17 protein-coding genes are annotated in these 26342 nt (G+C 70.8%); 11 read left to right on the forward strand and 6 right to left on the reverse strand.

All coding sequences use genetic code 11. The features are described 5' to 3' along the window. Window positions 1-13 precede the first annotated feature (13 nt). From ACWD35_RS20035 to ACWD35_RS20045, 3 genes are read left to right on the forward strand one after another with little or no spacing between them, the layout of a single operon-like run. Window positions 14-841 carry an FAD binding domain-containing protein gene (locus ACWD35_RS20035; protein ID WP_451352613.1) on the forward strand — a complete coding sequence of 276 codons (828 nt, stop codon included), beginning with the start codon at window positions 14-16 and terminating at the stop codon, window positions 839-841. After that, window positions 838-3555: a molybdopterin-dependent oxidoreductase gene (locus ACWD35_RS20040; RefSeq protein WP_451352614.1), complete on the forward strand. Its 2718-nt coding sequence runs from the start codon at window positions 838-840 to the stop codon at window positions 3553-3555. The genes ACWD35_RS20035 and ACWD35_RS20040 overlap by 4 nt, the downstream gene beginning before the upstream one ends. 6 nt (window positions 3556-3561) lie before the next feature. Beyond that, window positions 3562-4536 carry an antibiotic biosynthesis monooxygenase gene (locus ACWD35_RS20045; RefSeq protein WP_451352615.1) on the forward strand — a complete coding sequence of 325 codons (975 nt, stop codon included), beginning with the start codon at window positions 3562-3564 and terminating at the stop codon, window positions 4534-4536. 10 nt (window positions 4537-4546) lie between these two features. Here ACWD35_RS20045 and ACWD35_RS20050 read toward each other — a convergent pair whose 3' ends face one another. After that, window positions 4547-5554, reverse strand: a complete 1008-nt coding sequence (locus ACWD35_RS20050) for an acyl-CoA dehydrogenase family protein (protein ID WP_451352616.1) — start codon at window positions 5552-5554, stop codon at window positions 4547-4549. Continuing rightward, window positions 5554-6723: an acyl-CoA dehydrogenase family protein gene (locus ACWD35_RS20055; protein ID WP_451352617.1), complete on the reverse strand. Its 1170-nt coding sequence runs from the start codon at window positions 6721-6723 to the stop codon at window positions 5554-5556. The genes ACWD35_RS20050 and ACWD35_RS20055 overlap by 1 nt, the downstream gene beginning before the upstream one ends. 162 nt (window positions 6724-6885) lie before the next feature. Between ACWD35_RS20055 and ACWD35_RS20060 the strand changes: the two genes are divergently transcribed. From ACWD35_RS20060 to ACWD35_RS20070, 3 genes are read left to right on the forward strand one after another with little or no spacing between them, the layout of a single operon-like run. Next, complete coding sequence (locus ACWD35_RS20060; protein ID WP_451352618.1) at window positions 6886-7674, forward strand: SDR family oxidoreductase; 789 nt, start codon at window positions 6886-6888, stop codon at window positions 7672-7674. A gap of 42 nt (window positions 7675-7716) precedes the next feature. After that, the gene (locus ACWD35_RS20065; protein WP_451352797.1) at window positions 7717-8310 is read left to right on the forward strand and encodes a TetR/AcrR family transcriptional regulator; all 594 of its coding nucleotides are present in this window, start codon (window positions 7717-7719) and stop codon (window positions 8308-8310) included. Between the two features lie 35 nt (window positions 8311-8345). Beyond that, the gene (locus ACWD35_RS20070; protein ID WP_451352619.1) at window positions 8346-9503 is read left to right on the forward strand and encodes an acetyl-CoA C-acetyltransferase; all 1158 of its coding nucleotides are present in this window, start codon (window positions 8346-8348) and stop codon (window positions 9501-9503) included. Between the two features lie 21 nt (window positions 9504-9524). Here the strand turns inward: ACWD35_RS20070 and ACWD35_RS20075 are convergent, their stop codons facing one another. The 4 genes from ACWD35_RS20075 to ACWD35_RS20090 are packed head-to-tail and all read right to left on the reverse strand — an operon-like array spanning window position 9525 to window position 13001. Further along, entirely contained in the window at window positions 9525-10574 is a 1050-nt protein-coding gene (locus ACWD35_RS20075) for an NAD(P)H-dependent flavin oxidoreductase (RefSeq protein ID WP_451352798.1), read from the reverse strand. Between the two features lie 11 nt (window positions 10575-10585). Then, window positions 10586-11359, reverse strand: coding sequence for a CoA-transferase subunit beta (locus ACWD35_RS20080; protein ID WP_451352620.1), 774 nt, complete (start codon window positions 11357-11359; stop codon window positions 10586-10588). Further along, window positions 11356-12210: a CoA transferase subunit A gene (locus ACWD35_RS20085; protein ID WP_451352799.1), complete on the reverse strand. Its 855-nt coding sequence runs from the start codon at window positions 12208-12210 to the stop codon at window positions 11356-11358. Before ACWD35_RS20085 ends, ACWD35_RS20080 begins: the two co-directional genes overlap by 4 nt. A 14-nt stretch (window positions 12211-12224) precedes the next feature. Continuing rightward, window positions 12225-13001, reverse strand: coding sequence for an enoyl-CoA hydratase family protein (locus tag ACWD35_RS20090; protein ID WP_451352621.1), 777 nt, complete (start codon window positions 12999-13001; stop codon window positions 12225-12227). A gap of 79 nt (window positions 13002-13080) precedes the next feature. Between ACWD35_RS20090 and ACWD35_RS20095 the strand changes: the two genes are divergently transcribed. The 5 genes from ACWD35_RS20095 (at window position 13081) to ACWD35_RS20115 (ending at window position 26329) form a co-directional block, all read left to right on the forward strand. Further along, entirely contained in the window at window positions 13081-13857 is a 777-nt protein-coding gene (locus tag ACWD35_RS20095; protein WP_451352622.1) for an SDR family oxidoreductase, read from the forward strand. Between the two features lie 49 nt (window positions 13858-13906). Next, entirely contained in the window at window positions 13907-14818 is a 912-nt protein-coding gene (locus ACWD35_RS20100; protein WP_451352623.1) for an SDR family oxidoreductase, read from the forward strand. A 192-nt stretch (window positions 14819-15010) separates the two neighbouring features. After that, window positions 15011-15553 (forward strand): EF-hand domain-containing protein, encoded by a 543-nt coding sequence (locus tag ACWD35_RS20105; RefSeq protein WP_451352624.1) that lies wholly within the window; start codon window positions 15011-15013, stop codon window positions 15551-15553. 103 nt (window positions 15554-15656) lie between these two features. After that, window positions 15657-25064, forward strand: a complete 9408-nt coding sequence (locus ACWD35_RS20110) for a non-ribosomal peptide synthetase/type I polyketide synthase (RefSeq protein WP_451352625.1) — start codon at window positions 15657-15659, stop codon at window positions 25062-25064. Window positions 25065-25132: 68 nt separating this feature from the next. Further along, window positions 25133-26329 carry a cytochrome P450 gene (locus ACWD35_RS20115; RefSeq protein WP_451352626.1) on the forward strand — a complete coding sequence of 399 codons (1197 nt, stop codon included), beginning with the start codon at window positions 25133-25135 and terminating at the stop codon, window positions 26327-26329. The last annotated feature ends 13 nt before the right edge of the window (window positions 26330-26342 follow it).

Consider the following 26342-nt stretch of genomic DNA (forward strand, 5'->3'; position numbering starts at 1 on the left):
TAGGTCGGTTTTCATGGACCTGAACACCATCACCGAAGTAATCCGGCGACCGTCCGAACGGCCAGGCATGGACTGGCACGAGGGCGACGCCTGGCTCGCAGGCGGAACATGGCTCTATTCCACGGAACAGCCGGACCTGCGACGGCTGATCGACCTGACGGCGTTGCGTTGGGAGCCTCTTGTCCCGACGGGCGAGGGCCTGGAGATCAGCGCCACATGCACAATTCGCGAGCTGTACGCCTTCCCATGGCCAAAGGACTGGACCGCCGGAATCCTCTTCCGGAAGAGCTGTGAGGCATTCCTGTCCTCGTTCAAGGTCTGGAACGCGGCGACCGTCGGCGGAAACATCTGCATGTCCTTGCCCGCCGGCCCGATGATCACGTTGACGGTCGCGCTGGAGGCGCAGTACGAACTATGGGCGCCCGACGGCTCCGTGCGCTTCGTCGACGCCCTCGACTTCGTCACGGGCGACCACCGCAACGTTCTCGCCCCCGGGGAGATCCTCCGGCGCATCACCATTCCGGAGCACGCGCTGCGCAAACGCACCGCGCACCGTCGCTTCACGCTGACCCGGCTCGGCCGTTCGACGGTGTTCCTCGTCGGCACACAACGGCTGGGAGCGAGCGACCTGTTGCTCACCGTCACCGCCGGCACCACGCGGCCGGTCCGCATCGCCTTCGACTCCCTGCCCGATGTCCGAACCCTGCGGCAGAGCATCGACGCCGTGCCGGCCGACGTCTGGTTCGCCGATCCCAACGGAACCCCTGACCACCGCCGGCATCTTACACGGCACTTCGCCGAGGAGATCCGCCGGGAACTCACGGCTGGGGACCTGGCATGAGCTACCTCGTGAACGGCAAGGAATTCGACCGGGAGCCGGCCCCCGGCCAGTGCCTGCGCACCTTCCTGCGCGAACTCGGCCACTTCGGCGTCAAGAAGGGGTGCGACGCGGGCGACTGCGGCGCCTGCACGGTGTGGCTGGACGGCGTACCGGTACACAGCTGCATCACCCCCGCGTTCCGTGCGGACGGCCGGGAGGTGACCACGATCGAGGGCCTTGGACGGCCCGGCGCCCTGCACCCCATGCAGCGGCAGTTCGAGGACGCCCCCGGGTTCCAGTGCGGTTTCTGCACCGCAGGGATGATCATGACCTCGGCGACCTTCACCGAGGACCAGAAGGCGGATCTGCCACGGGCGTTGAAGGGCAACCTCTGCCGCTGCACCGGCTACCGGGCGATCGAGGACGCCGTGAAGGGCGTCAGCGCGGTGGAGACGGCAGCACCGGGCAAGGCCGTCGGGACGAGCGTCGGCGCGCCCGCGGGCCACGATGTGGTGACGGGTCACGCCGAGTTCACCATGGACACGCAGATCGACGGCATGCTGCACCTCAAGGTGCTGCACTCACCCCACGCGCACGCCCGGATCCGCTCGATCGACAAGAGCGCCGCCCTCGCGGCGCCCGGCGTGCACCGGGTCTACACCTGGGAAGACGTACCCCGCAGACGTTTCAGCACGGCGATCCACACCGACCACCTGGTCGACCCGGACGACACCTACGTCCTCGACGACACGGTCCGCTTCGCCGGCCAGCGCGTCGCCGCGGTCCTGGCCGACACGGTCGGGGCGGCCGAGGAGGGCTGCCGGCGTCTCGCGGTCGAGTACGAGGTGCTGCCGGCGGTGTTCGACCCCGAGGCGGCGATGGCCGACGGCGCACCCCAGCTGCACGGCTCCGACGATCCGTTCGTCCGCGACCCCGTCCACAACATCCTTGTCGAACTCCACTCGCACATCGGCGACGTCGACGCGGGATTCGCCGCGGCCGACGTGATCCACGAAGGCACGTACTTCACACCGCGGGTGCAGCACGCGCATCTGGAGACCCACGGCTCGATCGCCTGGATGGAGGACGGCCGGCTGAACGTCCGCACCAGTTCGCAGTCACCGTCGATCGCGAAGGTCAAGCTGGAGCACCTGTTCGCACTGCGCCCGGACCAGGTGAGGGTGTTCTGCAAGCGCGTCGGCGGCGGATTCGGCGGCAAGCAGGAGGTGATCTCGGAGGACCTGGTCGCGCTCGCCACCCTGGACACCGGGCGGCCCACCTGTCTCGAGTACACGCGTGAGGAGGAGTTCACCACGGCCTCGCCGCGACATCCGATGACCCTGACGGTCAAGCTCGGCGCGAAGGCCGACGGAACGCTCACCGCCTTCCAGGTGCGCAACGTGTCGAACACGGGCGCCTACGGCAACCACGGCGGCGAAACGATGTACGCGGGCGGAGCCGCCGTCATGATCTACCGCTGCCCCAACAAGAAGTACGACGCGTACTCCGTCTACACGAACACCGTGCCGAGCGGGGCGCTGCGAGGTTACGGGATGACGCAGCCGGCGTTCGCCGTGGAGTCGGCGATGGACGAACTGGCCCGCGCCCTGCACCTCGACCCGCTGGAACTGCGCCGACGCAACATCGTGCGGCCGGGTGAGCCCCTGGTCGCCTTGCACGACGGCCCCGACGACGTGATCTTCACCGAGGACGGACTCGCCAAGTGCATCGACCTGGTGGGCGACGCCTTGGCCCGTACGGCCGACCGGCCGCCTCCCGGCCCCGAGTGGCTCGTCGGAGCCGGCGTGGCGAGTTCCCTGCACGAGACCGCGCCCCCGACGGAACACCTCTCCGAGGCCTGGGTCACGCTGGGCGACGATCTCATCTACGAACTGGCCGTCGGTACCGCCGAGTTCGGGGAGGGAACCTCCACGGCCCATGTCCAGATCGCAGCCAACCAGCTGGGCACGACGCCGTCGCGCATCCGTCTGGTGCAGTCCGACACCGACCGCACGGGATTCGACACCGGTGCCTTCGCGAGCGCGGGCCTCTTCGTGGCGGGCAACGCGGTCCTGCGGGCGGCCAATGCCGTGCGCGACCGCATCCTGGAATTCGCCGCGGCGCACACGGGCGTCCATGTCGTGATGTGCACGATGGACGACGACGGGGTCGTCTGCGGGGACCGGCGGGTGTCGCTGGCCGAACTTGTCGCGCTGGCCCGGACACGTGGAATCCGCTTCACCGCCGCACGCAAGGCATACGGCTCGCCCCGAAGCGTCACCTCCAACACGCAGGGGTTCCGGGTCGCCGTACACCGCGTGACGGGCGAGATCCGGATCCTGTACAGCGTGCAGGCCGCGGACGCCGGGGTGATCATCAACCCGGAGCAGGTCCGGGGGCAGATAGAGGGCGGTGTCGCCCAGGGAATCGGCTTCGCGCTGACCGAGAACCATCACGTCGACGACAGCGGCGTCATGGTCAACCCGAACCTCCGCAACTACCGTATCCCCACCTACGCCGACATCCCTCGTACCGAGGTGCTCCTGGTGGGCTCGGCGGATTCGGTGGGGCCCATGCGGGCCAAGGGGATGGCCGAGTGCTGTATCAACCCGGTGGCCCCCGCGCTCGCGAACGCGGTGCATGACGCCACGGGCGTCCGCTACCGAGCGCTGCCGCTGACTCCGGAACGCATTTACGGCCGACTCCCCGCGGAGCAGTCGGTGTCGGCAGGTTGAGCCACCATGAACACCGGAAAGAACATAGCTGCCGCGGCGACGGCGATCATCGGCCAGAAGGTCCTGCCCGGGATGGAGCGCGAGTTCGAGTCGTGGCAGAAGGACCTCAACACCGCGGCCTCCTACTACCCCGGTTTCCTCGGCGCCGAGATCTCACCGCCGACACCGCTGCAACCCGACTGGGTCGTCGTGTACCGGTTCGACTCGGTGGCGCATCTGCAGGCGTGGATCAACAGCGCGACCAGGCAGACGTATCTCGACGTCGGCGCCAAGTACTTCGACGGTCCGGCGACCCAGCAGGTGGTCAGCAGCGGCACGCAGTCACTGGATCCGCTGGTCACCGTGGTGGTCACCCACCGCGTCCACCCGGACCAGGTCGACGAGTTCCTCGCCTGGCAGCACCGCATGGTCCAGGAGGAGGGCAAGTTCGAGGGGTTTCGCGGGACCGAGCTCTTCCGCCCCATCGAGGGGCTCCAGGAGGAATGGACCACGCTGTACCGCTACGACAGCGCCGAGCACCTCGACGCCTGGCTGACGTCGCCCCAGCGGCAGGAGATCCTGGCCGAGGGCGAGAAGTTCAGCGACTTCAAACTGCGTACGATCGACAACTCGTTCGGCAGCTGGTTTGCCTTCGGGGGCAACGGCAAGGAGGCACCGCCGCCGCCCTCCGAGACCAGGACCTCCCTCGCCATCTGGGTCGGCCTGTACCCGACCGTCGTGCTGCTGACGCTCGCTCTGTCCCCGCTGCACTTGCGGCTCTGGATCGGCCTGCTCGTGGGCAACCTGCTGTCGAGTTTCATCATGAGCTTCCTGACCATGCCCTACTACGTGAACCCGCTGCTCGGGCGATGGCTGCGGCCACCGCCGGACGAACCGGCGGTAAGGAGCAACCTCCGTGGCCTCGGTGTCGTCGCGGTGGCGGTGGCCCTCTGGGCTGTTGTCTTCTACCTCGTCACGGTCCGGTTCTGGACGCTGCCCTGACCGGCGCCGGTCAGGGAGCCAGCACCCGGGCCCGGCACGCCGACGGTGTGCCCCAGGAGGTGCGCAGTGCGCGGGCCTTGCGGATCCACAGGGACAGGTCCGGTTCCTCGGTGTAGCCGAGGGCGCCGTGCAGGTGCAGGGCGGTGCGCGCCGCGGCGTACGCGGCCTCGCAGGCGGAGACCTTCGCCGCGGCGATCTCGCGTCCGAACCCGTCGTCACCCCGCCCCAGCGCCAACGCGGCGGCGTGGACCATCGGTTGGGCGAACTCCAGGGCGATGAGCGTGTCGGCCAGCCGGTGCTTGACCGCCTGGAACGAGCCGATGGCAACCCCGAACTGCCTGCGCTGCCGGGCGTGTTCGACGGTCCGGTCCAGCAGGGCGCGGCCCAGTCCGAGGGCCTGTGCGGCTGTGGCCAGCGCAGCGACCTCGGCGGCGTGCGCGGCTGCGGCGGCGACGGCCGGTCCCCGGGCCAGTACGGTGCCGCCGAGCGGGCGGGCCGGCCGCCGGGCCGGGTCGAGCGAGCGCTGTACGGGACCGTGCGCCTCGGCCAGGCGCAGGGTGTCACCCTCGATGGCGAACACCGCGTCGGCGGCGCTCGCGTCCAGGGCGTAAGGGCTGTCCAGGGCGTAGGGGCCGGCGGGGGAGAGCAGGCACAGGGAGCCGACGACCTTGCCGACGGCGATCCCCGGCAGCCAGGCGGCGGCCGGCACCGCCTCACCCAGACGGTCCAGGAGGGCCGCTGCCGCGACCGTCTCCACCAGTGGCCCCGGCACCGCGTGGCGGCCCAACTCCACGAAGGCGACGACCAGTTCGACCGGCAGTGCGCCCAGGCCGTCGTACTGCTCCGGTACCACGAGCGCGAAGACCCCGGCCTCGGCCAGCCGGGTCCACAGGGCGCGTCCGGACCCGGTTTCCCCGGCCGCCCAGGAGCGGACGACGGCCGGGGTGCCCGCCGCCGTCAGCAGGGCGTCCAGCGAGCGGGCGAAGTCGCGCTGCTCGTCGTCGAGGAGGAACCGCATCACCGGCGTCCCTTCGGCAGGCCGAGTAGCCGCTCGGCGATGATGTCGCGCTGGATCTCGTTGGTGCCCGCGTAGAGGGGGCCGGCCAGCGAGAAGACGTAGCCCTCGGCCCAGCCGCCGTGCGCGGGCGCGTCCCCGGCGTCGTCGGCGAGGTCGCCGTAGGGGCCGAGCAGGTCCAGGGCGGTCTCGTGCAGGGCGAGATCCAGCTCGGACCAGAAGACCTTGTTGAGGCTCGACTCGGCACCGATCGAACCTCCGGCCGCCAGCCGCGATGCGCCCGCGTAGGCGAACAGCTGGTAGGCGCGGGCGCCGATCACCGCGTCGGCGACCCGGTCGCGCAGCGCGGTGTCGGACGGGTCCGCGGCGGACCGCCACAGCGCCGTGAGGCGGTCGGCGGCGGCGGTGAACCTGCCGGGGCTGCGCAGGGTGAGCCCGCGTTCGTTGCCCGCCGTGCTCATCGCGACCCGCCAGCCCTGCCCGGGCTCGCCGATGACGTCCTCGTCGGGCACGAACACCTCGTCCAGGAAGAGTTCGGCGAAGGCGGGCTTGCCGTCGAGCCGCCCGATGGGCCGTACCGTCACCCCCTCCGCGTCCAGCGGGAACATGAGGTACGTCAGACCCCGGTGCGGCCGGTCCGCGTCCGGGTCGCTGCGGAACAGTCCGAAGGCGCGGTCGGCGAACGCCGCCCGCGACGACCAGGTCTTCTGGCCGCTGAGCAGCCAGCCGCCGGCCGTGCGTACGGCCGTGGAGCGCAGCGAGGCGAGGTCGGAGCCCGACTCCGGCTCGGACCAGGCCTGGGCCCAGATCACCTCGCCGCTCGCCATGGACGGCAGGACGCGGGCGCACTGCTCAGGCGTGCCGTGCTCGAAGAGGGTGGGCGCGAGGAGGTTGATGCCGTTCTGGCTGACCCGGCCCGGCGCACCGGCCGCGTAGTACTCCTCCTCGAACATCAGCCACTCGAAGGTGGTGGCCGCACGGCCACCGTACTCCTCGGGCCAGGAGACCACCGACCAGCGGTCGGCGAACAGGGTGCGCTCCCAGTCCCGGTGGGCCGCGAAGCCCTCCGTCGTCTCCAGCGACGGCAGGGGGGTGCCGGGCACATGGGCGGCGAGCCAGGCGCGGGCCTCGGCGCGGAAGGCGTCCTCTGCGGCGGAGAAGTCGAGGTCCATCAGGCGCCCGCCTCCTTGGTGCGGAGGGGCTCCGTGGGTGCGGTGCGGGCAGCGGACATCCGCTCTCCTTCCCTAACAAGTGTTTGGTAGGTTAACCTGACGGGCCGTCAGTCGTCGAGAGCCGTCCGGAGCCGCTCTCGGCCTGCCGAAGGAGGCCCGCCCGTGACCACGCCCCCGCCGCCCTACGTCCCCGGCCACGCCCTCCTTCATGGCCGTACCGCCGTGGTCACCGCCGCCGCGGGCGCCGGCATCGGTGGCGCGACCGCCCGCCGGCTGCTGGAGGAAGGCGCCCGCGTCGTGCTCTCCGACGCCCACGCCCGCAGGCTCAAGGAGTCGGAGGCGGCGCTGGCCGCGGAGTTCGGCGCGGACCGCGTCGCGGCACTGCCCTGCGATGTCACCGACGAGGACCAGGTCGGCGCGCTCTTCGACCTCGTCGAGGAACGGCACGGGCGCCTGGACGTCGTCGTCAACAACGCCGGACTCGGCGGCACCGCCGACCTGGTCGAGATGACCGACGAGCAGTGGGACAAGGTCCTCGACGTCACCCTGGGCGGCACCTTCCGCTGCACCCGCGCCGCGCTGCGCCGCATGAAGGCGGCGGGCAGCGGGGGCGTCATCGTCAACAACGCCTCCGTGATCGGCTGGCGGGCACAGAAGGGCCAGGCACACTACGCCGCCGCCAAGGCCGGGGTCATGGCCCTCACCCGCTGCGCCGCCGTCGAGGCCGCGGAGTACGGGGTGCGGGTCAACGCCGTCTCACCCAGCCTCGCCATGCACCCGCACCTGGTGAAGGTCACCACGCCGGAACTCCTGGCGGAACTGACCGCCCGCGAGGCGTTCGGCCGCTGGGCCGAGCCGTGGGAGGTGGCCAACGTCATCGTCTTCCTGGCCAGCGGCTACTCCTCGTACCTGACCGGCGAGGTCCTGTCCGTCAGCAGCCAGCACGCCTGAGGCGAGAATGATCCGGTGCCGAACAAGAGCAGCAAGAAGACCATGGCCCCCGGCCCCTCGCCCGAGCGGCGCGAGGAACTGCTGGCGACCGCCGCCGAGGTGTTCGCCGCGCAGGGCTACAAGGCCACCACCGTCCGCGAGATCGCGGATGCCGCCGGGATGCTCGCGGGCAGCCTCTACTACCACTTCGACTCCAAGGAGTCGATGCTCGACCAGATCCTCTCGACCTTCCTGAACGAGCTGTGGGACCGCTACGACGCCGTACTCGCCTCCGGGCTCGGCCCCAGGGAGACGATCGAAGCCCTTGTCACCGAGTCCTTCCGGGAGATCGGCCGGCACCGTGCCGCGGTCGCCATCTACCAGAAGGAGTCCAAGCACCTGGTGAACCAGCCGCGTTTCCACTACCTCGCCGACTCGCAGGCCAGGTTCGAGAAGGCGTGGCTGGGCACGCTGGAGCGCGGAGTGGCCACCGAGGTCTTCCGCGCCGACCTCGACGTCCGGCTCACCTACCGCTTCGTGCGCGACACCGTGTGGGTCGCCGCGTCCTGGTACCGGCCGGGCGGACAGCACAGCCCGGAGGAGATCGCCCGCCAGTACCTGTCGATGGTGCTGGAGGGCATCGCCCTGCGCGAATGACACCGCAGCAACCACCGAGCCCCCAAGGAGTGGCCATGGCCGAGGCATACATCGTCGAAGCCGTACGCACGCCGGTCGGCAAGCGCGGCGGCGGGCTCGCCGCCGTCCACCCGGCCGATCTCGGCGCCCACGTGCTGACGGCGCTGATGGAGCGCTCGGGCGTCGACCCGGCCGCCGTCGAGGACGTCGTCTTCGGCTGCCTGGACGCTGTCGGCCCGCAGGCCGGTGACATCGCCCGCACCTGCTGGCTGGCCGCCGGGCTGCCCGAGGAGGTGCCAGGGGTGACGGTGGACCGCCAGTGCGGATCCTCCCAGCAGGCCCTGCACTTCGCAGCGCAGGCCGTGCTCTCGGGTACCCAGGACCTGGTGGTCGCGGGCGGTGTGCAGAACATGTCGATGATCCCCATCGCCTTCGCCAGCCGCCAGGCCGCCGCACCCCTCGGGCTCACCCAGGGCCCCTTCGCCGGCTCCGAGGGCTGGCGGGCCCGCTACGGCGACCGGCCGGTCAACCAGTTCACCGGCGCCGAGATGATCGCCGAGAAGTGGGGCATCTCCCGCCGGGACATGGAGGAGTTCGCGCTCCGCTCCCACCAACGGGCCGTGCGCGCCGCCGACGAGGGCCGCTTCGACCGCGAACTCGTTCCCTACGGCGACGTGACCGCCGACGAGGGCCCCCGCCGCGACACCACGCTGGAGAAGATGGCGGGCCTGAAGCCGGTGGTCGAAGGCGGCCGGCTGACCGCCGCCGTCTCCTCCCAGGTGTCCGACGGCGCCTCCGCCCTGCTGCTCGCGAGCGAACGAGCCGTACGGGAGCACGGATTGACGCCCCGCGCCCGCATACACCATCTCTCGGTGCGCGGCGAGGACCCCATCCGGATGCTGTCCGCGCCGATCCCGGCGACGGCGTACGCCCTGAAGAAGGCCGGGATGACCCTCGACGCCATCGACCTCGTGGAGATCAACGAGGCCTTCGCCTCAGTGGTGCTCGCCTGGCTGAAGGAGACCGGCGCCGACGCGGAGAAGGTCAACGTCAACGGCGGCGCCATCGCCCTCGGTCACCCCCTGGGCGCCACCGGTACCAAGCTCATGACCACGTTGCTGCACGAACTGGAGCGCACCGGCGGACGCTACGGCCTGCAGACCATGTGCGAGGGCGGCGGCCAGGCCAACGTCACCATCGTCGAACGGCTCTGACGGGACCGGCGGACCACGGCTCTACCCGGCCGGAGGCAGTCCGCGAAGCGTCGCCCGGGCCTCCGTCATGATCCTGTCGACGAGTTCCGCGCAGGACGGCAGATCGTCGATCAGCCCGGCGACCTGGCCGGAGGCCATCACGCCGAGGTCGGTCCGGCCCTCGACCATCGACGCCCTGAGCAGCATGGGGGTGTTGGCGGCCAGCAGGACCTGGCTCCACGCCAGTTGCCTGCCGTGCTTCATCGCCCGGCCGTCGCGGACCAGTTGCGCCCAGCTCATGCCGGACAGCCCCTTGAAGGACGCTGCGTGACGTACGGCGCGCAGCAAGGCGGTTGCCCGGCCCGAGCGTTCGAGGGAGTCGACCAGCTCGGTGCGCAGCATCCGGTGGGGGAGGCCGTCGACCTTGGTCGTGACGGTGACGTCGTCGACCGTGGCCGCAAGGTAGCGGGCCTTGACCGCGTCGGGGACGGTGCTGTCGGAGGTGAGCAGGAAGCGGGTGCCCATGGCGATCCCGGCGGCGCCGTAGGCGAGCGCGGCGACCAGGCCGCGGCCGTCGTGGAACCCGCCGGCCGCGACGACCGGGATGTCCACCGCGTCGACGACCTGGGGGAGCAGGACGGTGGTGGCGACCTTCCCGGTGTGCCCGCCGCCCTCCCCGCCCTGCACCACCACCGCGTCGGCGCCCCATGCGGCGACCTTCTCGGCGTGCCGCCGGGCGCCGATGGACGGGATGACGACGACACCGGCGTCCTTGAGCCGGGCGATCAGTTCGCGGGAGGGCGCGAGCGCGAACGAGGCGACCTTCACCCCCTCCTCGATGATGATCCGCACCCGCTCGGCAGCGTCCGCGGCGTCCGCCCGCAGGTTGACCCCGAAGGGTTCGTCGGTACGGGACTTGACCTCGCGGACGGCGGAACGGAGTTGCCCGGTCGTCATGGTGGCCGAGGCGAGGATCCCGAGCGCGCCCGCGTCGGCGGTGGCCGACACCAGGCGGGGACCGGCCACCCAGCCCATGCCCGTCTGCACGACGGGGTGCCGTACGCCGACCAGTTCCGTCAGTGGGGTCGTGATCGCGAGGTCGTTCACGCGGGCACCTCGCTGTCGCGCAGCCCCTTCGGGTCGATGACCTCGCGGATCAGCCGCAGTTCTTCGGCGGTGGGTTGCCGGGTGTACGGCACCTCGTCCGGGACGGTGAGCGGGAAGCCGGTGGCCTCGACGACCCGCTCGACCGTGACACCTGGGTGCAGCGAGCGCAGCCGCATCGTCCGGTCGGGCGTGCGGAAGTCGAAGACGCCCAGGTCGCTGACGACGTCCGCGATCTGGTGGAAGCGAGCCGCGGAGGGACCCGCCGCGGCGGCTCGGTCGTAGCCGACGCCGCAGACCAGGTCCACCCGCTCGACGAACACTCGCTTGGAGTGCCGTGGCACCCAGTAACTGGTCGGATTGTTGAGGGTGTTGACCGGGGCGCCGCGCACGCCCAGCAGTTGCCGGGTGGGCCGGTTCCAGTCGCCGATGCAGGAGATGTTCTGGTTGCCGTACCGGTCGAGCTGACTCGCGCCCATCATCACGTGCCGCCGCCCGGTCGCGACCAGGGCCAGGTGCTGCCGGTACGGCAGCCAGCCCTCGACCACCCCGGGCTTGGCGCCGATCGCCGGGACGTCGCCGGCCAGCAGTGCCTCGCCGTCGGTCAGCAGCAGGTCGGGGGAGAAGGTCAGCTTCGCCAGCCGGGCGCCGATCGCCGGGACGGTGCCCATCGGGCTGGCCAGAACCTCCCCCGCATACCGCCAGACCTCGGCGCAGGCCACCGCGCAGTACTCGGCGCGCGTCGCCATCGTTGTCGTACGGGTGTCGCTCATGCCGCTGCTTCCTCCTCGTGGAACGCCGCCACCGCGGCCTGGTACGCGTCCTCGTCGCCGGACAGGAACCGGTCGGTGAAGGCCCGCCAGGCCTCCGGGTCGCGGGCGGCACGTACGTAGGCGCGCTGGAAGGCCTCGTCGCGGTCGTGGTCGGGGTCGCAGGAGGTGAAATGGGCGCCGTTCGGTGTCTCCACGACGCCGTTCACGAACGCGCGCCTGACCAGGAGGGTTTGTGGCCCGGCGTCCTTGAGCAGGTCCGCGCTGTCCACGATCCGTTCGCAGGAGACGTACGCGGCGTCGGCGGCCTCGCAGAACAGGTCGTCGAAGTAGGGGTCGGGGCCGAGATATTGGGCGTTGCCGTGCCTGTCCGCGCGGTTGAGGTGCACCAGCGCGGCGTCGAGGCGCAGCGCGGGGACGGCGACGAGTTCCTCGCCGTCCTCGTACGGCGAACGCACGGTCCGCAGGCGGGGGTTGACTTTCATCACGTCCGAGCCGAGGCCGGCCCGGATCGGCATGAAGGGAAGCCGGTGCGCTGCCGCGGTCAGGCCCCACATGACCATGGCCTCGTCCAGTTCCACCAGTTCCAGCGCGCCGCGCTGCCGGGCCGCCGTGAAGTGCGGTTCCAGGGGAACGGAGTCGAGGGTGGCGAAGGCCGCGACCAGCTTGCGGATCTTCCCGGCGGCGGCCAGCAGCCCGACGTCCGGGCCGCCGTAGGAGACGACGGTCAGGCCGGTGACGTCCGAGCGCAGCAGCGCCCGCACCAGCGCCATCGGCTTGCGCCGCGAACCCCAGCCGCCGATGCCGAGCGTCATGCCGCTGTCCAGCCGGCCGACGACCTCGTCGGCGGTCATCGTCTTGTCCCTGCTCACGGCTGCTGCTCCTGTTCCGTGCCGAAGGTGTCCCGGTCCGTGCCGAAGGTGTCGCGGATGCGGTCGGCGAGGCCGCTGAGGTTGGCCTCGAAGGTGAAGCCCTGCTCGAAGCGGTAGCTGCGGCGCACGTCGACGGGGTCGATGCCGTTGATCGCCGCCTTGGCCAGGCGGAGCAGAGCCCCGTCCTTGGCGGCGACTTCGCGGGCCAACTCCAATGCCGCGGCGTGGAGTTGGGCTCGCGGCACCACGCGCCACACCGAGCCGTGCCGGTGCAGCTCCTCGGCGCTGACGGTGCGTGAGGTGAAGTACAGGGCGCGCATCAGGTGCTGGGGAACCAGCCGGGCGAGGTGGGTGGCCGCGCCGAGGGCGCCCCGGTCCAGCTCGGGCAGGCCGAAGGCCGCGTCGTCGGCCGCGACGATCGCGTCGGCGTTCCCCACCAGTCCGATGCCGCCGCCCAGACAGAAGCCCTGTACGGCGGCGACCACCGGGACCTCGCAGTCGTACACCGCGGCGAACGCCTCGTAGCAGCCGCGGTTGGCGCCGATGAGGGCCTCGTGCCCGGCTGTGCGCTGCAACTCCTTGATGTCGACTCCGGCGTTGAAGCCACGGCCCTCGGCGGCGAGCACCACACACCGCACCTTCGGGTCGGCGCCGGCGGCGCGCACGGAGGCGGCCAGTTCGTACCAGCCGTGCACGGGAAGGGCGTTGACCGGCGGGAAGTCCACGGTGACGACGGCGATGCCTTGTTCGGGAACGGAGGTGGAGACACTCATGGGCAGATCAGCTACCTTTCCACCAAACGTTTGTTAGGCGAGAAGGTAGCAGCGGAGTGCGCACTGCGGGAGGTGCCCTTTGGCGGCGATCATCGATCTCACCGGACGCGTCACGGTCGTCACCGGCGGAACCCGGGGCGTCGGCGCCGGCATCGCCCGGGCGTTCCTGGAGGCCGGCGCGGATGTCGTGACCTGCGCGCGACGGCCCCCGGACGAGCCCGTCGAGGCGGCCGGCCGCACGGCCCGCTTCCTCCCCGCCGACCTGCGCGACGCCGACGCGAGCGGCGCCTTCTTCGAGCGCGTGCGGGACGAGTACGGACGCCTCGACACCCTCGTCAACAACGCCGGGGGCACTCCCTTCCGGCTCCTCGCCGAGGGCCAACCCGAACGGCACGCCCGGGTCGTGGAGTTGAACCTTCTCGCCCCCCTCACCGCATCGCTCGCCGCGTACGAGCTGATGCGCGGTCAGGGCGGCGGCGGGTCGATCGTGATGATCGGCAGCGTCAGCGGAACGCGCCCGTCACCGGGCAGCGCGGCGTACGGCGCGGCCAAGGCCGGCCTGGACAGCCTCGCCCGCTCCATGGCCGTGGAATGGGCGCCGCTGGTGCGGGTCAACACGGTCGTCCCCGGCATGGTGCGCACCGAACTGTCGCACCTGCACTACGGGGACGAGGACGGCATCAACGCCGTCGGACGCACCGTCCCGCTCGGCCGCCTCGCCGCGCCCGCCGACGTCGGCGACGCCTGCGTCTTCCTCGCCTCCGACCGCGCCGCCTACATCAGCGGGGCGAGCCTGCACGTCCACGGCGGAGGGGAGCGCCCGGCCTTCCTCGACGCCGCCGGCGTCAACAAGTAGCACGCCCCGAGACACCGGACGAGAGCACCCGACGAAAGGACTCCCACCCATGACGGGACTGTGCACCGGACGCGTGGCCGTCGTCACCGGCGCGGGCCGCGGCCTGGGCCGCGCCCACGCCCTCGCCTTCGCGGCCGAGGGGGCCAGGGTCGTCGTCAACGACCTCGGCGTCGGCCTCGACGGCACGGGCGGGACCGCCGGACCGGCTCAGCAGGTCGTCGACGAGATCCGCGCGCTCGGCGGCGAGGCGGTCGCGCACGGAGGCGACATCGCCACCACCGAGGGCGCGGCCTCACTCGTCCGCACCGCCCTGGAGACCTACGGCCGCCTGGACACCCTGGTCAACAACGCCGGGTTCCTGCGCGACCGTATGCTCGTCAACCTCGACGAGGACGCCTGGGACGCGGTCGTGCGCGTTCACCTCAAAGGCCACTTCCTGCCGCTCAGGCAGGCCGCCGCGCACTGGCGGGCCGAGGCGAAGGCGGGTCGCACGCCCGAGGCCCGGGTGGTCAACACCAGCTCCGGAGCCGGGCTGCTGGGCAGCGTCGGCCAGGGCAACTACTCCGCCGCCAAAGCCGGGATCGTCGGCCTGACCCTCGTCGCCGCCGCCGAACTGGGCCGCTACGGCGTCCAGGTCAACGCCGTCGCCCCGGCCGCCCGGACCCGGATGACCGAGCAGACCTTCGCCGAGACCATGGCCGCCCCGGAGGGCGGGGGCTTCGACGCCATGGCCCCGGAGAACGTCTCCCCGCTCGTGGTCTGGCTCGGCTCCGCCGCCTCCGCGGGGGTGACGGGCCGGGTCTTCGAGTCCGAGGGCGGCCGGATCACCGTCATGGAGGGCTGGCGCCCGGGCCCCGCCACCGACAAGGGCGCCCGCTGGACCCCGGCGGAGGCGGGCGAGGCGACCCTGAAACTCCTCGCCGAGGCGCAGCCCGCGCAGCCGGTCTACGGCGCGCAGTAGCCTTCGACGATCCGCCGGCGATGACTCCGTAAGGCGGCAGGCGGCACGGCATCACCCGTTCGCTGACCACGCGGCGGCGACCCTGCACGTGCACATGCGAATACTCTCCGTGTGCAATACGTTGCTCAGTGCAATCATCGCGCGCGTGGCTCATGCATCACATGGGCCCACGACGAGAAAGGGCGCACCCCCGTGACCGACAGCTTCACGCACGGCAAGTCCGAGAACATGTTCGGCCTCTTCGACACCGACCACAACGGTCTGATCACGCAGGAAGACTTCCAGCAGCGTGCAGACGCGATCATCCAGCAGTTCCCTCAGGCGGACCCGCAGAAGGCCCAGGCCGTGCGCCGACAGTACGACGGATGGTGGCAGGAGCTGGCCGACGTGGCGGACAGCGACCACGACGGTCGGATCTCGCGGGACGAGTTCGCGGCGATCCTCGACGGGGCGACCGTCAAGGACGTCGTCGGGACGATCGGCCGCGAGGTGGCCGAGTTCGCGCTCGCCGACAGCGACAACGACGGCTACATCAACCAGCAGGAGATCGTCCCGCTGCTGAAGGCCTACGGCCTCAAGCCGAACCAGGCCGGCACTGTCATGCAGATCATCGACAAGGACGGTGACGGCCGCATCTCCAGCCAGGAGTACGCGTCGATGCAGCGCGAGTGCTACGTCAGTGGCGACCACAAAGCCCTCGGTGTCGCCGTGTACGAAGCCCTCAGCGGGGCCTGACCCGTCGGGGACACTCGACCGCCCGTCGCGCAACGGCGGGCGGTCCTGCTTGTCCGCGACGCCGCGCCAGGGACCACGACTCAGGGATTTCGACTCTTCGACTATGACAGACATGGGGAACGCGATCACCCGCGACAAGATCGCAGTCATCGGCATCGGCTGCCGGTTTCCGGGCGGGGCATCCAGCCACCGGGCCTTCTGGCAGAACCTGATCGACGGCAAGGACTGCATCACGACGACTCCGGCCGACCGGTACGACGTCACGACGCTCGGCAGCCGGGACAAGGCGAGGCGAGGGCGGCTGGTCGGGGGTCGCGGTGGCTACATCGACGGGTTCGACGAGTTCGAGCCGGCGTTCTTCGGCATCAGCCCGCGTGAGGCCGAGTACATGGACCCGCAGCAGCGCAAACTGCTGGAGGTGGCCTGGGAGGCCCTGGAGGACGGCGGGCAGAAACCCGCGGAACTGGCGGGGCGTGACATCGGCGTATTCGTCGGCGGGTTCACCCTCGACTACAAGATCCTGCAGTTCGCGGACCTCGGCTTCGACACGCTGGCCGCGCACACCGCGACCGGCACCATGATGACGATGCTGTCGAACCGCGTCTCGCACTGCTTCGACTTCCGCGGTCCCAGCGTCTCGATCGACACCGCCTGCAGTTCCTCGCTCGTCGCCGTGGATCTTGCCTGCCGGAGCCTGCTGCGCGGCGAGAGCAGCCTGGCGCTCGCCGGCGGCTCGCTGCTGCACATGGCGCCGCAGTACACCATCGCCGAGACCCAGGGCGGCTTCCTGTCCCCCGACGGCCGCTCGTGCACCTTCGACGCCTCGGCCAACGGCTACGTCCGGGCGGAGGGCGTCGGCATGGTCGCGCTCAAGCGGCTGGCGGACGCCGAGCGTGACGGCGACCCGATCCATGCCGTGATCATCGGCAGCGGCGTCAACCAGGACGGCCGTACCGACGGCATCACCGTCCCTCGTGCGAACGCTCAGGTGGAGCTCATCGAGCGGGTCTGCGCCGAGGCGGGCGTCGAACCCGGCGACCTGCAGTACGTCGAGGCACACGGGACCTCGACACCGGTCGGCGACCCGATCGAGGCAGCCGCACTCGGCCGTGCCCTGTCGGTCGGGCGGAAGCCGGGCGCCAGCTGCTACGTCGGCTCCGTCAAACCCAACATCGGCCACACCGAGTCGGCCGCGGGCATCGCGGGACTGATCAAGGCCGTCCTGTGCCTCAAGCACCGTACGATCCCGCCGCACATCAACCTGGGGAGGATCAACCCGGCCATCGACCTGGCGTCGTTGCCGTACGAGATTCCGGCCCGGCCGACTGACTGGCCCGAGCACGACGGGCCGGCCCGCGCCGGAGTGAACGCGTTCGGATTCGGGGGAACGAACGCGCACGTGGTGCTGGAGGAGGCGCCGAAGACACCGGTACGCCCCCGCTCCGACCGCTCCGGAGACGCCCCGAACGCCAGGTCGCGGAAGTCGCGTTGGACCGTCATGCCACTGACCGCGCGGGATCCCGGCGCCCTGCCCCGGCTGGCGGCCGGCGTGCTGCGGGAGATCACCGGCGCGGGCGACGACGAAGCGCCCGTGTCGCTGTCCGACCTGGGCCACACCCTGGCGCACCGCCGCCAGCACCACGAATCGCGGCTGTCGGTCGTGTACTCCTCGCGCGCCTCGCTGACGGAAGGCCTGGAAGCGTACGTACGGGGCGAGGAACACCCCCGCGTGCTCGTGGACCAGCGCCGGGCCGCTCCGCGACGGCGGCTGGTCTGGGTGTTCACCGGCATGGGGCCGCAGTGGTGGGCGATGGGACGCGGGCTGTTCGAGAGCGAGCCCGTCTACCGCGAGGCGGTCGAGCGCTGCGACCACGAGATCGCGAAGCTCACCGGCTGGTCCCTGGTGGACGAACTCACCGCCGGCGAAGCCGAATCGAGGATGAACGAGACCTGGCTGGCGCAGCCCGCCAACTTCGCCCTGCAGACCGGCCTCGCGGCCCTGTGGCGCCATTACCGAGTGCGCCCCGACGCCGTCGTGGGACACAGCACCGGCGAGGTCGCTGCGTTCTACGAAGCCGGCGTCTACAGCCTTGAGGACGCCGTCGCGGTCACCGTGCACCGCGGCCGGCTCCAGCACCGGCTGGCGGGCACGGGCACCATGCTCGCGGTGAGCCTGTCCGCCGCGGAGGCGGAGCGCCGCATCCGGCCGTACGGCGACGCCGTGTCGCTGGCCGCGTCCAACAGCCCGGCCTCGGTCACGCTCTCCGGAGACCGGGACGCGCTCGTACAGCTCGCGGACCAGCTACGCGCCGAGCAGGTCTTCGTCAGGTTCTTGTCGGTGCAAGTTCCGTACCACAGCGCCCAGATGGATCCGATCAAGGACGAACTGCTGTCCTCACTGGCCGGTCTGAAACCGCGCGCGGCGCAGGTGCCCGTGTACCTCACCGGGAGGCAAGGCACCGCGTACGGCACCGAACTGGACGCCGGCTACTGGTGGGAGAACGTCCGTGGCAGTGTGCGCTTCCGGGCGGCGGTCGACCGCCTGGCCGAAGACGGCTACGGCGTGTTCCTGGAGCTCGGCCCGCACCCGGTGCTCGGCCACGCGATCCGGGAGTGCCTCGCCGCCCGCGGCGCCGAGGGCTGGACGCTCCCGTCGATCCGCCGCGAGGAGGACGAGCCGGAGCGGTTCACGGCCTCGCTGGCCTCGCTGCACAACATGGGTGTCGACGTGGCGTGGGACGCGCTGCAGCCCGAGGGCCGCCCGGTGACGCTGCCGCCGTATCCCTGGAAGCGGGACCGCTACTGGGTGGAGCCCGCCCCGGTGCGGCAGATCCGGCTCGGCCGGCAGGACCACCCGCTGCTGGGCCGCCGCATGGCCCACGCCGAGCCCACCTGGGAGGCGAAGCTCGCCGTCGACTCGATGCCGTACCTGGCCGATCACCGTATCCAGGGCAACGCCGTGTTCCCCGCGGCCGGTTACGTGGAGATGGCCGTGCAGGCGGTACGGGCGATGACCGGCGCGACCGAGGCGGTGCTGGGCGAGGTCGAGCTGCGCAAGGCGCTGTTCCTGCCCGACGACGAGAGCGCCACGGTGCAGCTGAGCTTCTCCTCCCAGGGCGCCGCGTTCACCATCGCGAGCGTGCCGGGCGACGGCCGGGACCCGGCCCTGCACGCGACCGGCGTGGTGCGCGCTGCGCAGCACCGTCGCACCGGCGGGACACTCGACGCCGGCACGATCCAGGCACGCAGCACACGCCGTCTCGACGGCGCCGGATGCTACGCGGAACTGGCTGACCTGGGGTACCACTACGGGCCCGCGTTCCAGGGCATCGAGGACGTGTGGATCGGCCCCGACGAGGCGCTGGCTCGCATCCGTCCGGCCGAGCCGCTCGGCGACGAGGCCGCCCGCCACCACATCCATCCCGCGCTGCTCGACGCCTGCTTCCAGGCGCTGCTGACCCCGAGGCTGATGGCCGACCGCGCGGATGCGCAGGACACCGGCATGCTGCTGCCTCTGTCCATCGAAGAGGTGCGCATCGCCCCTGTAGGGGACCAGCGCCTGTGGGCGCACGCCATGGTCGTGCGACGGGGCGGCGGTGAACTCGTAGGCGACATCGGCCTGTACGCCGACAGCGGCGAGCCGCTCGGCCGGATCAGCGGTTTCCGTGCCGCCGACATCGAGAAGGCGGCGACCACGGCCGACTTGGGGACGATCGACGGCTGGCTGGCCGAAGTGACCTGGGTCGACCGGCCGTTCGAGGCAGGCTTCGAAGCGAGCGAGGGGTCGGACGCGGCTGCCGTTTCACACGACTGGCTGGTGTTCGCCGACGCGCAGGGTGTCGCCGAGGACTTCGCGGCCGTGGTGCGTGCCACCGGCCGCCGCTGTCACCTGGTCCGCCCGGGCCGTGGATACCGCAGGGCGAGCGAGGACAGCCCCTGGAGGGTCGCGCCGGACTCCGCCGAAGATCTGGCGCGCCTGTTCACCGATCTGCGCGCGGACGGCGGAGTTCCGCCCGGTGGCATCGTGCACCTGTGGAGCCTCGACCTGCCGCCGATCGGCGCGGCGGACCGGCACGCGTTCGACGAGCACACCGACACCGGCGTCTACTCACTGATCGCCCTCGCCCAGGTCCTGCCCCGCGAACTGCCGGGCGCCGCCCTGCACATCGTCACCCGCGGCGCGCAGGCGGTGACCCCCGCGGACGCGGTGGAGCCGCTCGGCGCGCCCGCCTGGGGCATCGGCCGCGTGCTGCGCCACCAGGAGCTGACCGACCACCCGGGCAAGCTCATCGACCTCGACCCGGCCCGGCCGGACGACGCCGCGGCCCGCCGCGCCGAGGCCGAGGCGCTGCTGCGCGAGCTGTCGGCCGCCGACGAGAACGAGATCGCCCTGCGCGCCGGCCGCCGAAGTTCCAGCCGGCTGGCCCCGGCCGCCGGCCTGACCCGCCCGCTGCCGCTGCGGCTGCGCGCCGACGGCAGCTATCTGGTGACCGGCGCCTTCGGCGCGCTCGGCCGGCTGCTGTGCCGCACCCTCGTCCGGCGCGGCGCGCGCCGGCTGATCCTGATGAGTCGCACCGCCCTGCCCGAACGCGCCCTGTGGCGGGACCTCGACCCCGACTCCCCGGCCGGGCGCAACGTGCGTTTCGTCAAGGAACTGGAGACACTCGGAGCCCACCCCGTCGTGGTGTCGCTGGACATCACCGACGAGGCAGCCCTGAACGCCTGGCTGGCCGATCACCGGGCGGCCGAACAGCCCCCGATCCGCGGCGTGTTCCACCTCGCCGGGCAGGTACGCGACACGCTGGTTCCGGAGATGGACCGACGGGTCTTCGACTCCGCGTACGCCCCCAAGGCCATCGGCGCCTGGCTGCTGCACCGCCTGCTGCGCGACGAACCGCTCGAACACTTCGTGCTGTTCGCCTCGGTCGCTTCGCTGCTGACCACGGCTGGCCAGACCAACTACGCAGCCGGAAACGCCTTCCTGGACGCGCTCGCGCACCACCGCCGGGCCCAGGGACTCCCCGCGCTGAGCATCGACTGGGGCCCGTGGGCGACCGGCATGATCGAGGAACTCGGGCTGGTCGAACACTACCGAGCCAGCCGGGGCATGAACTCGCTGTCCCCGGACACCGGCATGGCCGTACTGGAACGGGTCATCGGCCAGGACCGCGCCCAACTGCTGGTCGCCACGGTTGTCGACTGGCCGGTGTTCCTCGCCTGGTACCCCTCCCCGCCGCCGCTGGTCGCCGAACTGGCTGCCGCGGGCGATCCCCGCACCGACGGTGAACAGGGCGGCTTCGTCAGCGGGTTCCGCGACGCCGACGACGAGGAACGCGCACTGCTGGTGGGTGACCGGTTTGCCGCGCTGGTGGCGCGTGTCCTCAGGATGAACGCACAGGACATCGGCTCGGCGGACACCCTGGGCGCCCTGGGACTGGACTCCCTGCTCGCCATGGAGCTGCGCGCCCGCATCCACGCCGATCTGGGCATCGCCCTGCCCGTGGTGGCCCTGCTGAGCAACGCGCCGGTCTCGGAACTGGTCGAGCAGGTGCACGCCGGCCTGTCCGAACTGCTCGCTGCGGACCCCGGCGACGGCGGTGATGCCATGGAGGTCGAGCTCTTCGAGGACGAGCGGCAGTATCCACTGACCCAGAACCAGAAAGCGCTCTGGTTCCTCGAACACCTCAACCCGGGCGGCTTCGCCTACAACATCGGCGGCGCCGTCGAGGTACGCGTCGAGCTCGACCCCGAGCTGATGCTCGCCGCCTTCACCGCCATGATCGAGCGCCACCCCAGCCTCCGCGCCAACCTCGTCATGCAGGACGGGCAGCCGGTACAGCGGATCTCGCCCGCGACGACGCCGGACTTCGGCGTGTTCGATGTACGTGACCGGGACTGGGCCGACATCCGGCAGCTGATCATCCGCGAGTACCGCAAGCCGTACGACCTCGCGGACGATCCACTGGTCCGCCTCCGCCTGTTCAAGCGCGACCAGGACCGCTGGCTGATCATGAAGGCCGTCCACCACGTCATCTCCGACGCCGTCTCCACCTTCACCTTCATCGAGGAACTCCTCGCGGTCTACGAGGGACTGCGGCACGACCTGCCCGTCGAGCTGCCACCGGTGCCCGCGCGCTACCTCGACTTTCTCAACCGGCAGAACCGGTTCCTGGCCGGCCCGGACGCACAGAAGATGCTCGACTACTGGCGGGGCCGCCTCCCCGGCGAGGTACCCGTCCTCGACCTGCCCACCGACCGCCCCCGTCCGGCCGTTCAGACCCACAATGGTGCGTCCGAGTTCTTCGTCCTGGACGAAGAGCTGAGCGCGCGCGTGCACGCCCTGGCACGCGAGCACAACGTGACCGTGTTCATGGTGCTGCTGAGCGCCTACTACCTGCTGCTGCACCGCTACAGCGGGCAGGACGACATCATCGTGGGCAGCCCCGTCACCGGGCGCACGCACGAGGAGTTCGCCTCCGTCTACGGGTACTTCGTCAACCCGCTGCCGCTGTACGTGAACCTGGCCGGTGAACCATCGACCGCCGAGCTGCTGGCGCGGGTCCGCGAGAGTGTCCTGGGCGGCCTGGACAACCAGGAGTACCCGTTCGTCCTGCTGGTCGACCAACTCGGACTGCAGCACGACCCGAGCCGCTCCGCGGTGTTCCAGGCGATGTTCATCCTGCTCACCCACAAGGTGGCCACCGAGCAGTATGGCTATCGACTGGACTACATCGAACTGCCCGAGGAGGAAGGGCAGTTCGACCTGACGCTGTCGGCCTACGAGGACGAGGCCGAGCACCGCTTCCACTGCGTCTTCAAGTACAACACCGACCTCTTCGAAGCAGAGACGCTGCGGCGGATGGCCTCGCATTACGTGAATCTCCTCGACGGGCTCACGAAGGCGACGTCCGCCCGGCCGGCCACCCGGCTGGCCATGCTCGGGCCCGACGAGCGCGAACGCATCCTCGGCCAGTGGAGCGGGGCTGGATCCCAGGCCGCCCACGACGTCCCGGTGCACGAGCTGTTCTGCCAGGCTGCCGCCGCGCACCCCGAGGCGATCGCCGTGTCGGCCCCGTCGGAGTCGGGGGCCGTACGGCGTCTGACGTACGCGGAAGTCGAGCACAGCTCCCGCGTCCTGGCACACCGACTGCGCGACCTGGGGGTGCGCGAGGGCACTGTGGTGGCACTGAGCCTGGACAAGTCGCCCGAACTGATCGTCACCCTGCTGGCGGTGCTCCGGGCGGGCGGCGCGTATCTGCCGCTGGATCCCGCGTACCCGGCGGGACGCCTGGACTACATGGTGAGCAACGCCGGCGCCTCGCTGGTCGTCGTGGCGGACGAGGGCGAGCGCGAGCGCATGACCTCGGCATGCGCTCAGGTTCTGACGCTGGATCAACTGCACGGCTCCGGGCAGCCCGCAGCCTCGGAGCTCGACGTCAAGGTCGGCCCGGACGCCCCCGCCTATGTCATCTACACTTCCGGCTCCACCGGCAGGCCGAAGGCCGTCCGGGTCAGCCACCACAACCTCGCCTCGGCCTACGGCGGATGGCGCGAGGAGTACCGCCTCGGCCACGACGTACGCGTCCATCTCCAGCTGGCGAACCCGTCGTTCGACGTCTTCACCGGCGATCTGGTCCGGGCGCTCTGCTCCGGCGGCACGCTGGTTCTGATCGGCCGGGAGCTGCTCTTCGACACGAGACGCCTGTACGACACGATGCGGGCGGAGCGGGTGGACTGCGGCGAATTCGTGCCCGCGGTGGTGCGCGGCCTGATGAGCCACTGCGAACGTGTCGGCGAGCGGCTGGACTTCATGCGGCTGCTGGTCGTCGGGTCCGACAGCTGGAAGGTCGAGGAGTACCAGCGCCTGCGCGCCCTGTGCGGCCCGCAGACCCGGCTCGTCAACTCCTACGGAGTCACCGAGGCGACCATCGACAGCACCTACTTCGAAGGTCCGGCCGACGGGCTGGAGCCGAGCATGATGGTGCCGATCGGCCGGCCCTTCCCGAACAGCGCCCTCTACATCCTGGACGGGAACAGCGAGCCGGTGCCGCCCGGTGTGCCCGGGGAACTGTGGATCGGCGGCGAGGGCGTCGCGCTCGGCTACGCGGGCGATCAGGAGCAGACCGAAGAGCGCTTCGCCACCCTGGCGTGGAGCACCGAGCCCGACAGCGAGCCCGTACGCGTGTACCGAACCGGCGACCTCGCGCGCTGGGACGCGGAGGGTGGCGTGCAGCTGCTCAGTCGCGTCGACTCCCAGATCAAGGTCCGCGGCCACCGGATCGAGCTCGGAGAGATCGAAACCCAGCTGGCGCTCTGGCCCGACGTGGAGCAGGCAGTGGTGACGGTATGTCGGGACGCGCAAGGCGAAGCCGCGCTGTGTGCCTACTGCGTGTCCGTGGCCGGTGCGGAGCTGGACCAGCGCGAGCTTCGCCGTCATCTCGCCGGCTACCTGCCGACGTTCATGATCCCGTCGTACCTCGTCGGGCTGCCCACCCTGCCGCTGTCCGCGAACGGCAAGGTCGACCTGGCCGCACTGCCGGCCCCACGGTTCAGTGCCGACGACGAGGCCCACGACCCGCCCGTGACGGACTACGAGGTGCGGATGGCCAGGCAGTGGCAGAAGCTGCTCGGCCTCGAACGGGTCGGCCTGCAGGACGACTTCTTCGAAGTCGGCGGCAGCTCCATCAAGCTGATCGAGCTGATCCAGCGTCTGCGGGACGAGTTCGGCGTTCCCGTCCCGGTCAGCCGGCTCTTCAAGCTCACCACCTTGCAGGGGATGGCCGGGACGGTCGAGCAGATCGTCACCGTCGGAGCCGCCGGGGCGCTGCCCTACCTGCGCTTCAACGACGGCGACGGGCCACAGCTCTTCTGCCTCCCGCCGGCCGGAGGCCACGGGCTGGTCTACCGCCGGTTCGCCGCACACCTGCCGGAGTACCAGGTCACCGCCTTCAACTACCTCTCCGGCGACGACAAGACGGAGCGCTACGCCGACCTGGTCGAGTCGCTCCAGGCCGAGGGGCCCTGCGCCCTGCTCGGCTACTCACTCGGCGGCAATCTCGCCTTCGAGGTGGCCAAGGAACTGGAGCGACGCGGACGAGAGGTCTCCCACGTGGTCATCGTGGACTCGTACCGCATCCCCGAATCCTTCAGCCTCGCCGACGAGCACCTCCAGGACTTCGAGCGCGAGCTCGGCGAGCATTTGCGCAAACACACCGGATCGGCGAGCGTCACCGAGGAAGTGCTCGGCCAGGCGCGGGAATACATCCACTTCTGCTCCCGCACCCCGAACCTCGGGGTCGTCGCGGCCCAGGTCAGCGTGATCTCCGACGAGCAGAAGGCGGAGTTCTACGCCGCCGGCCGGGACGGCGCATGGCACGGAAGTTCCACCACGGACACGATCGTCCTCCAGGGGTTCGGTGTGCACGCCGACATGCTCGACCCGGCGTACCTGGAGGCCAACACACAGCTGGTGCGCGCCACTCTGACGGCGACCGTGACGAACGTTCCATGACGAACGTCCCGTGACGCTCGCGCGGACCCACCACCCGACCTCACCTCGACATGAAGGGCCGACCAGCCGTGCAGACACAGTCGGAACCGCTCACCTATCCCTTCGAGCCTGGCCCGGGCCTCGAACTCAACTCCCTATACGCGGAGTTGCGGAGCCGGCCACTGGCCCGGGTGCGCATGACCTACGGAGACGAAGCCTGGCTCGCCACCACGTACGCCGATGTGAAGAAGGTCATGGCGGACCCTCGCTTCAGCCTGGCGGCAGCAGTGAGCCAGGACCAACCGCGCTTGCGTGAATCGGCTCGCGTCGATGGCGGACTCCTCGCCCATGAGCCGCCCGAGCACACAAGACTCCGCGGCATGCTGGGTAAGGAGTTCAGTCCACGGCGGATCGAGCAACTGCGGGGCCGGGCCCGGGACATCGCCGAGATGCTGCTCGACCGGATCGTGCGGTCGGGGCCGACGGCCGATCTGGTCGAGCAGTTCGCCGTCCCCTTTCCGACGACCCTGACCTGCGAACGGCTCGGAGTGCCCGCCGAAGACCACCTCCGGTTCTGGCACTGGGCAGACGCCAAGCTGGTCGGCGCTGCGACGGACGAGGAGCTCAAGGCGCAGGGCGAGGAGTTCTTCTCGTGCCTCACCGGACTGTTCGAGCTGCGTCGCAGGGAACCCGGAGACGACCTGATCAGCCGCCTTCTACGGGCACGTGAGGCGGACAACCGGATCACCGAGGAGGAGGTGCTGACGCTCGCCGGAGAACTCCTCACCGCGGGTTTCGTGACGGTCACCCACCAGATCGTCAACAGCTTCTACTACTTGCTGACGCGCACCGAGGACCTGGAGCGACTGCGCGATCAGCCCGCCCTGATTCCCAGGGCCGTCGAAGAGCTGACGCGGTATGTGCATCTCAACAGCGTCCTGCTCCCGCGCTACGCCCAGGAGGACGTCGAGCTGGGCGGGGTCCTCGTGCGCGCCGGTGAGGCCGTGCTGGTCGCGCTGTCGGCTGCCAACAGGGACCCGGCGGTCTTCCCTGATGCCGAGGACCTCCTGCTCGACCGGACCGGCATCCCGCACATCGGCTACGGACATGGTGCGCACTACTGCGTCGGCGCTCACCTGGCGCGGCTGGAACTGCAGGTGGCTCTGGAGGCGGTGCTGCGGCGCCTGCCCGGACTGAGGCTGGCCGTACCGGTGAACGAACTGCGCTGGAAGACGGGGAACATGGTCAACGGCCTCCATGAACTGCCCGTCGCCTTCGACTCCTGACATGAAGGGCCGA

This window comes from Streptomyces sp. NPDC002671, assembly GCF_053592475.1.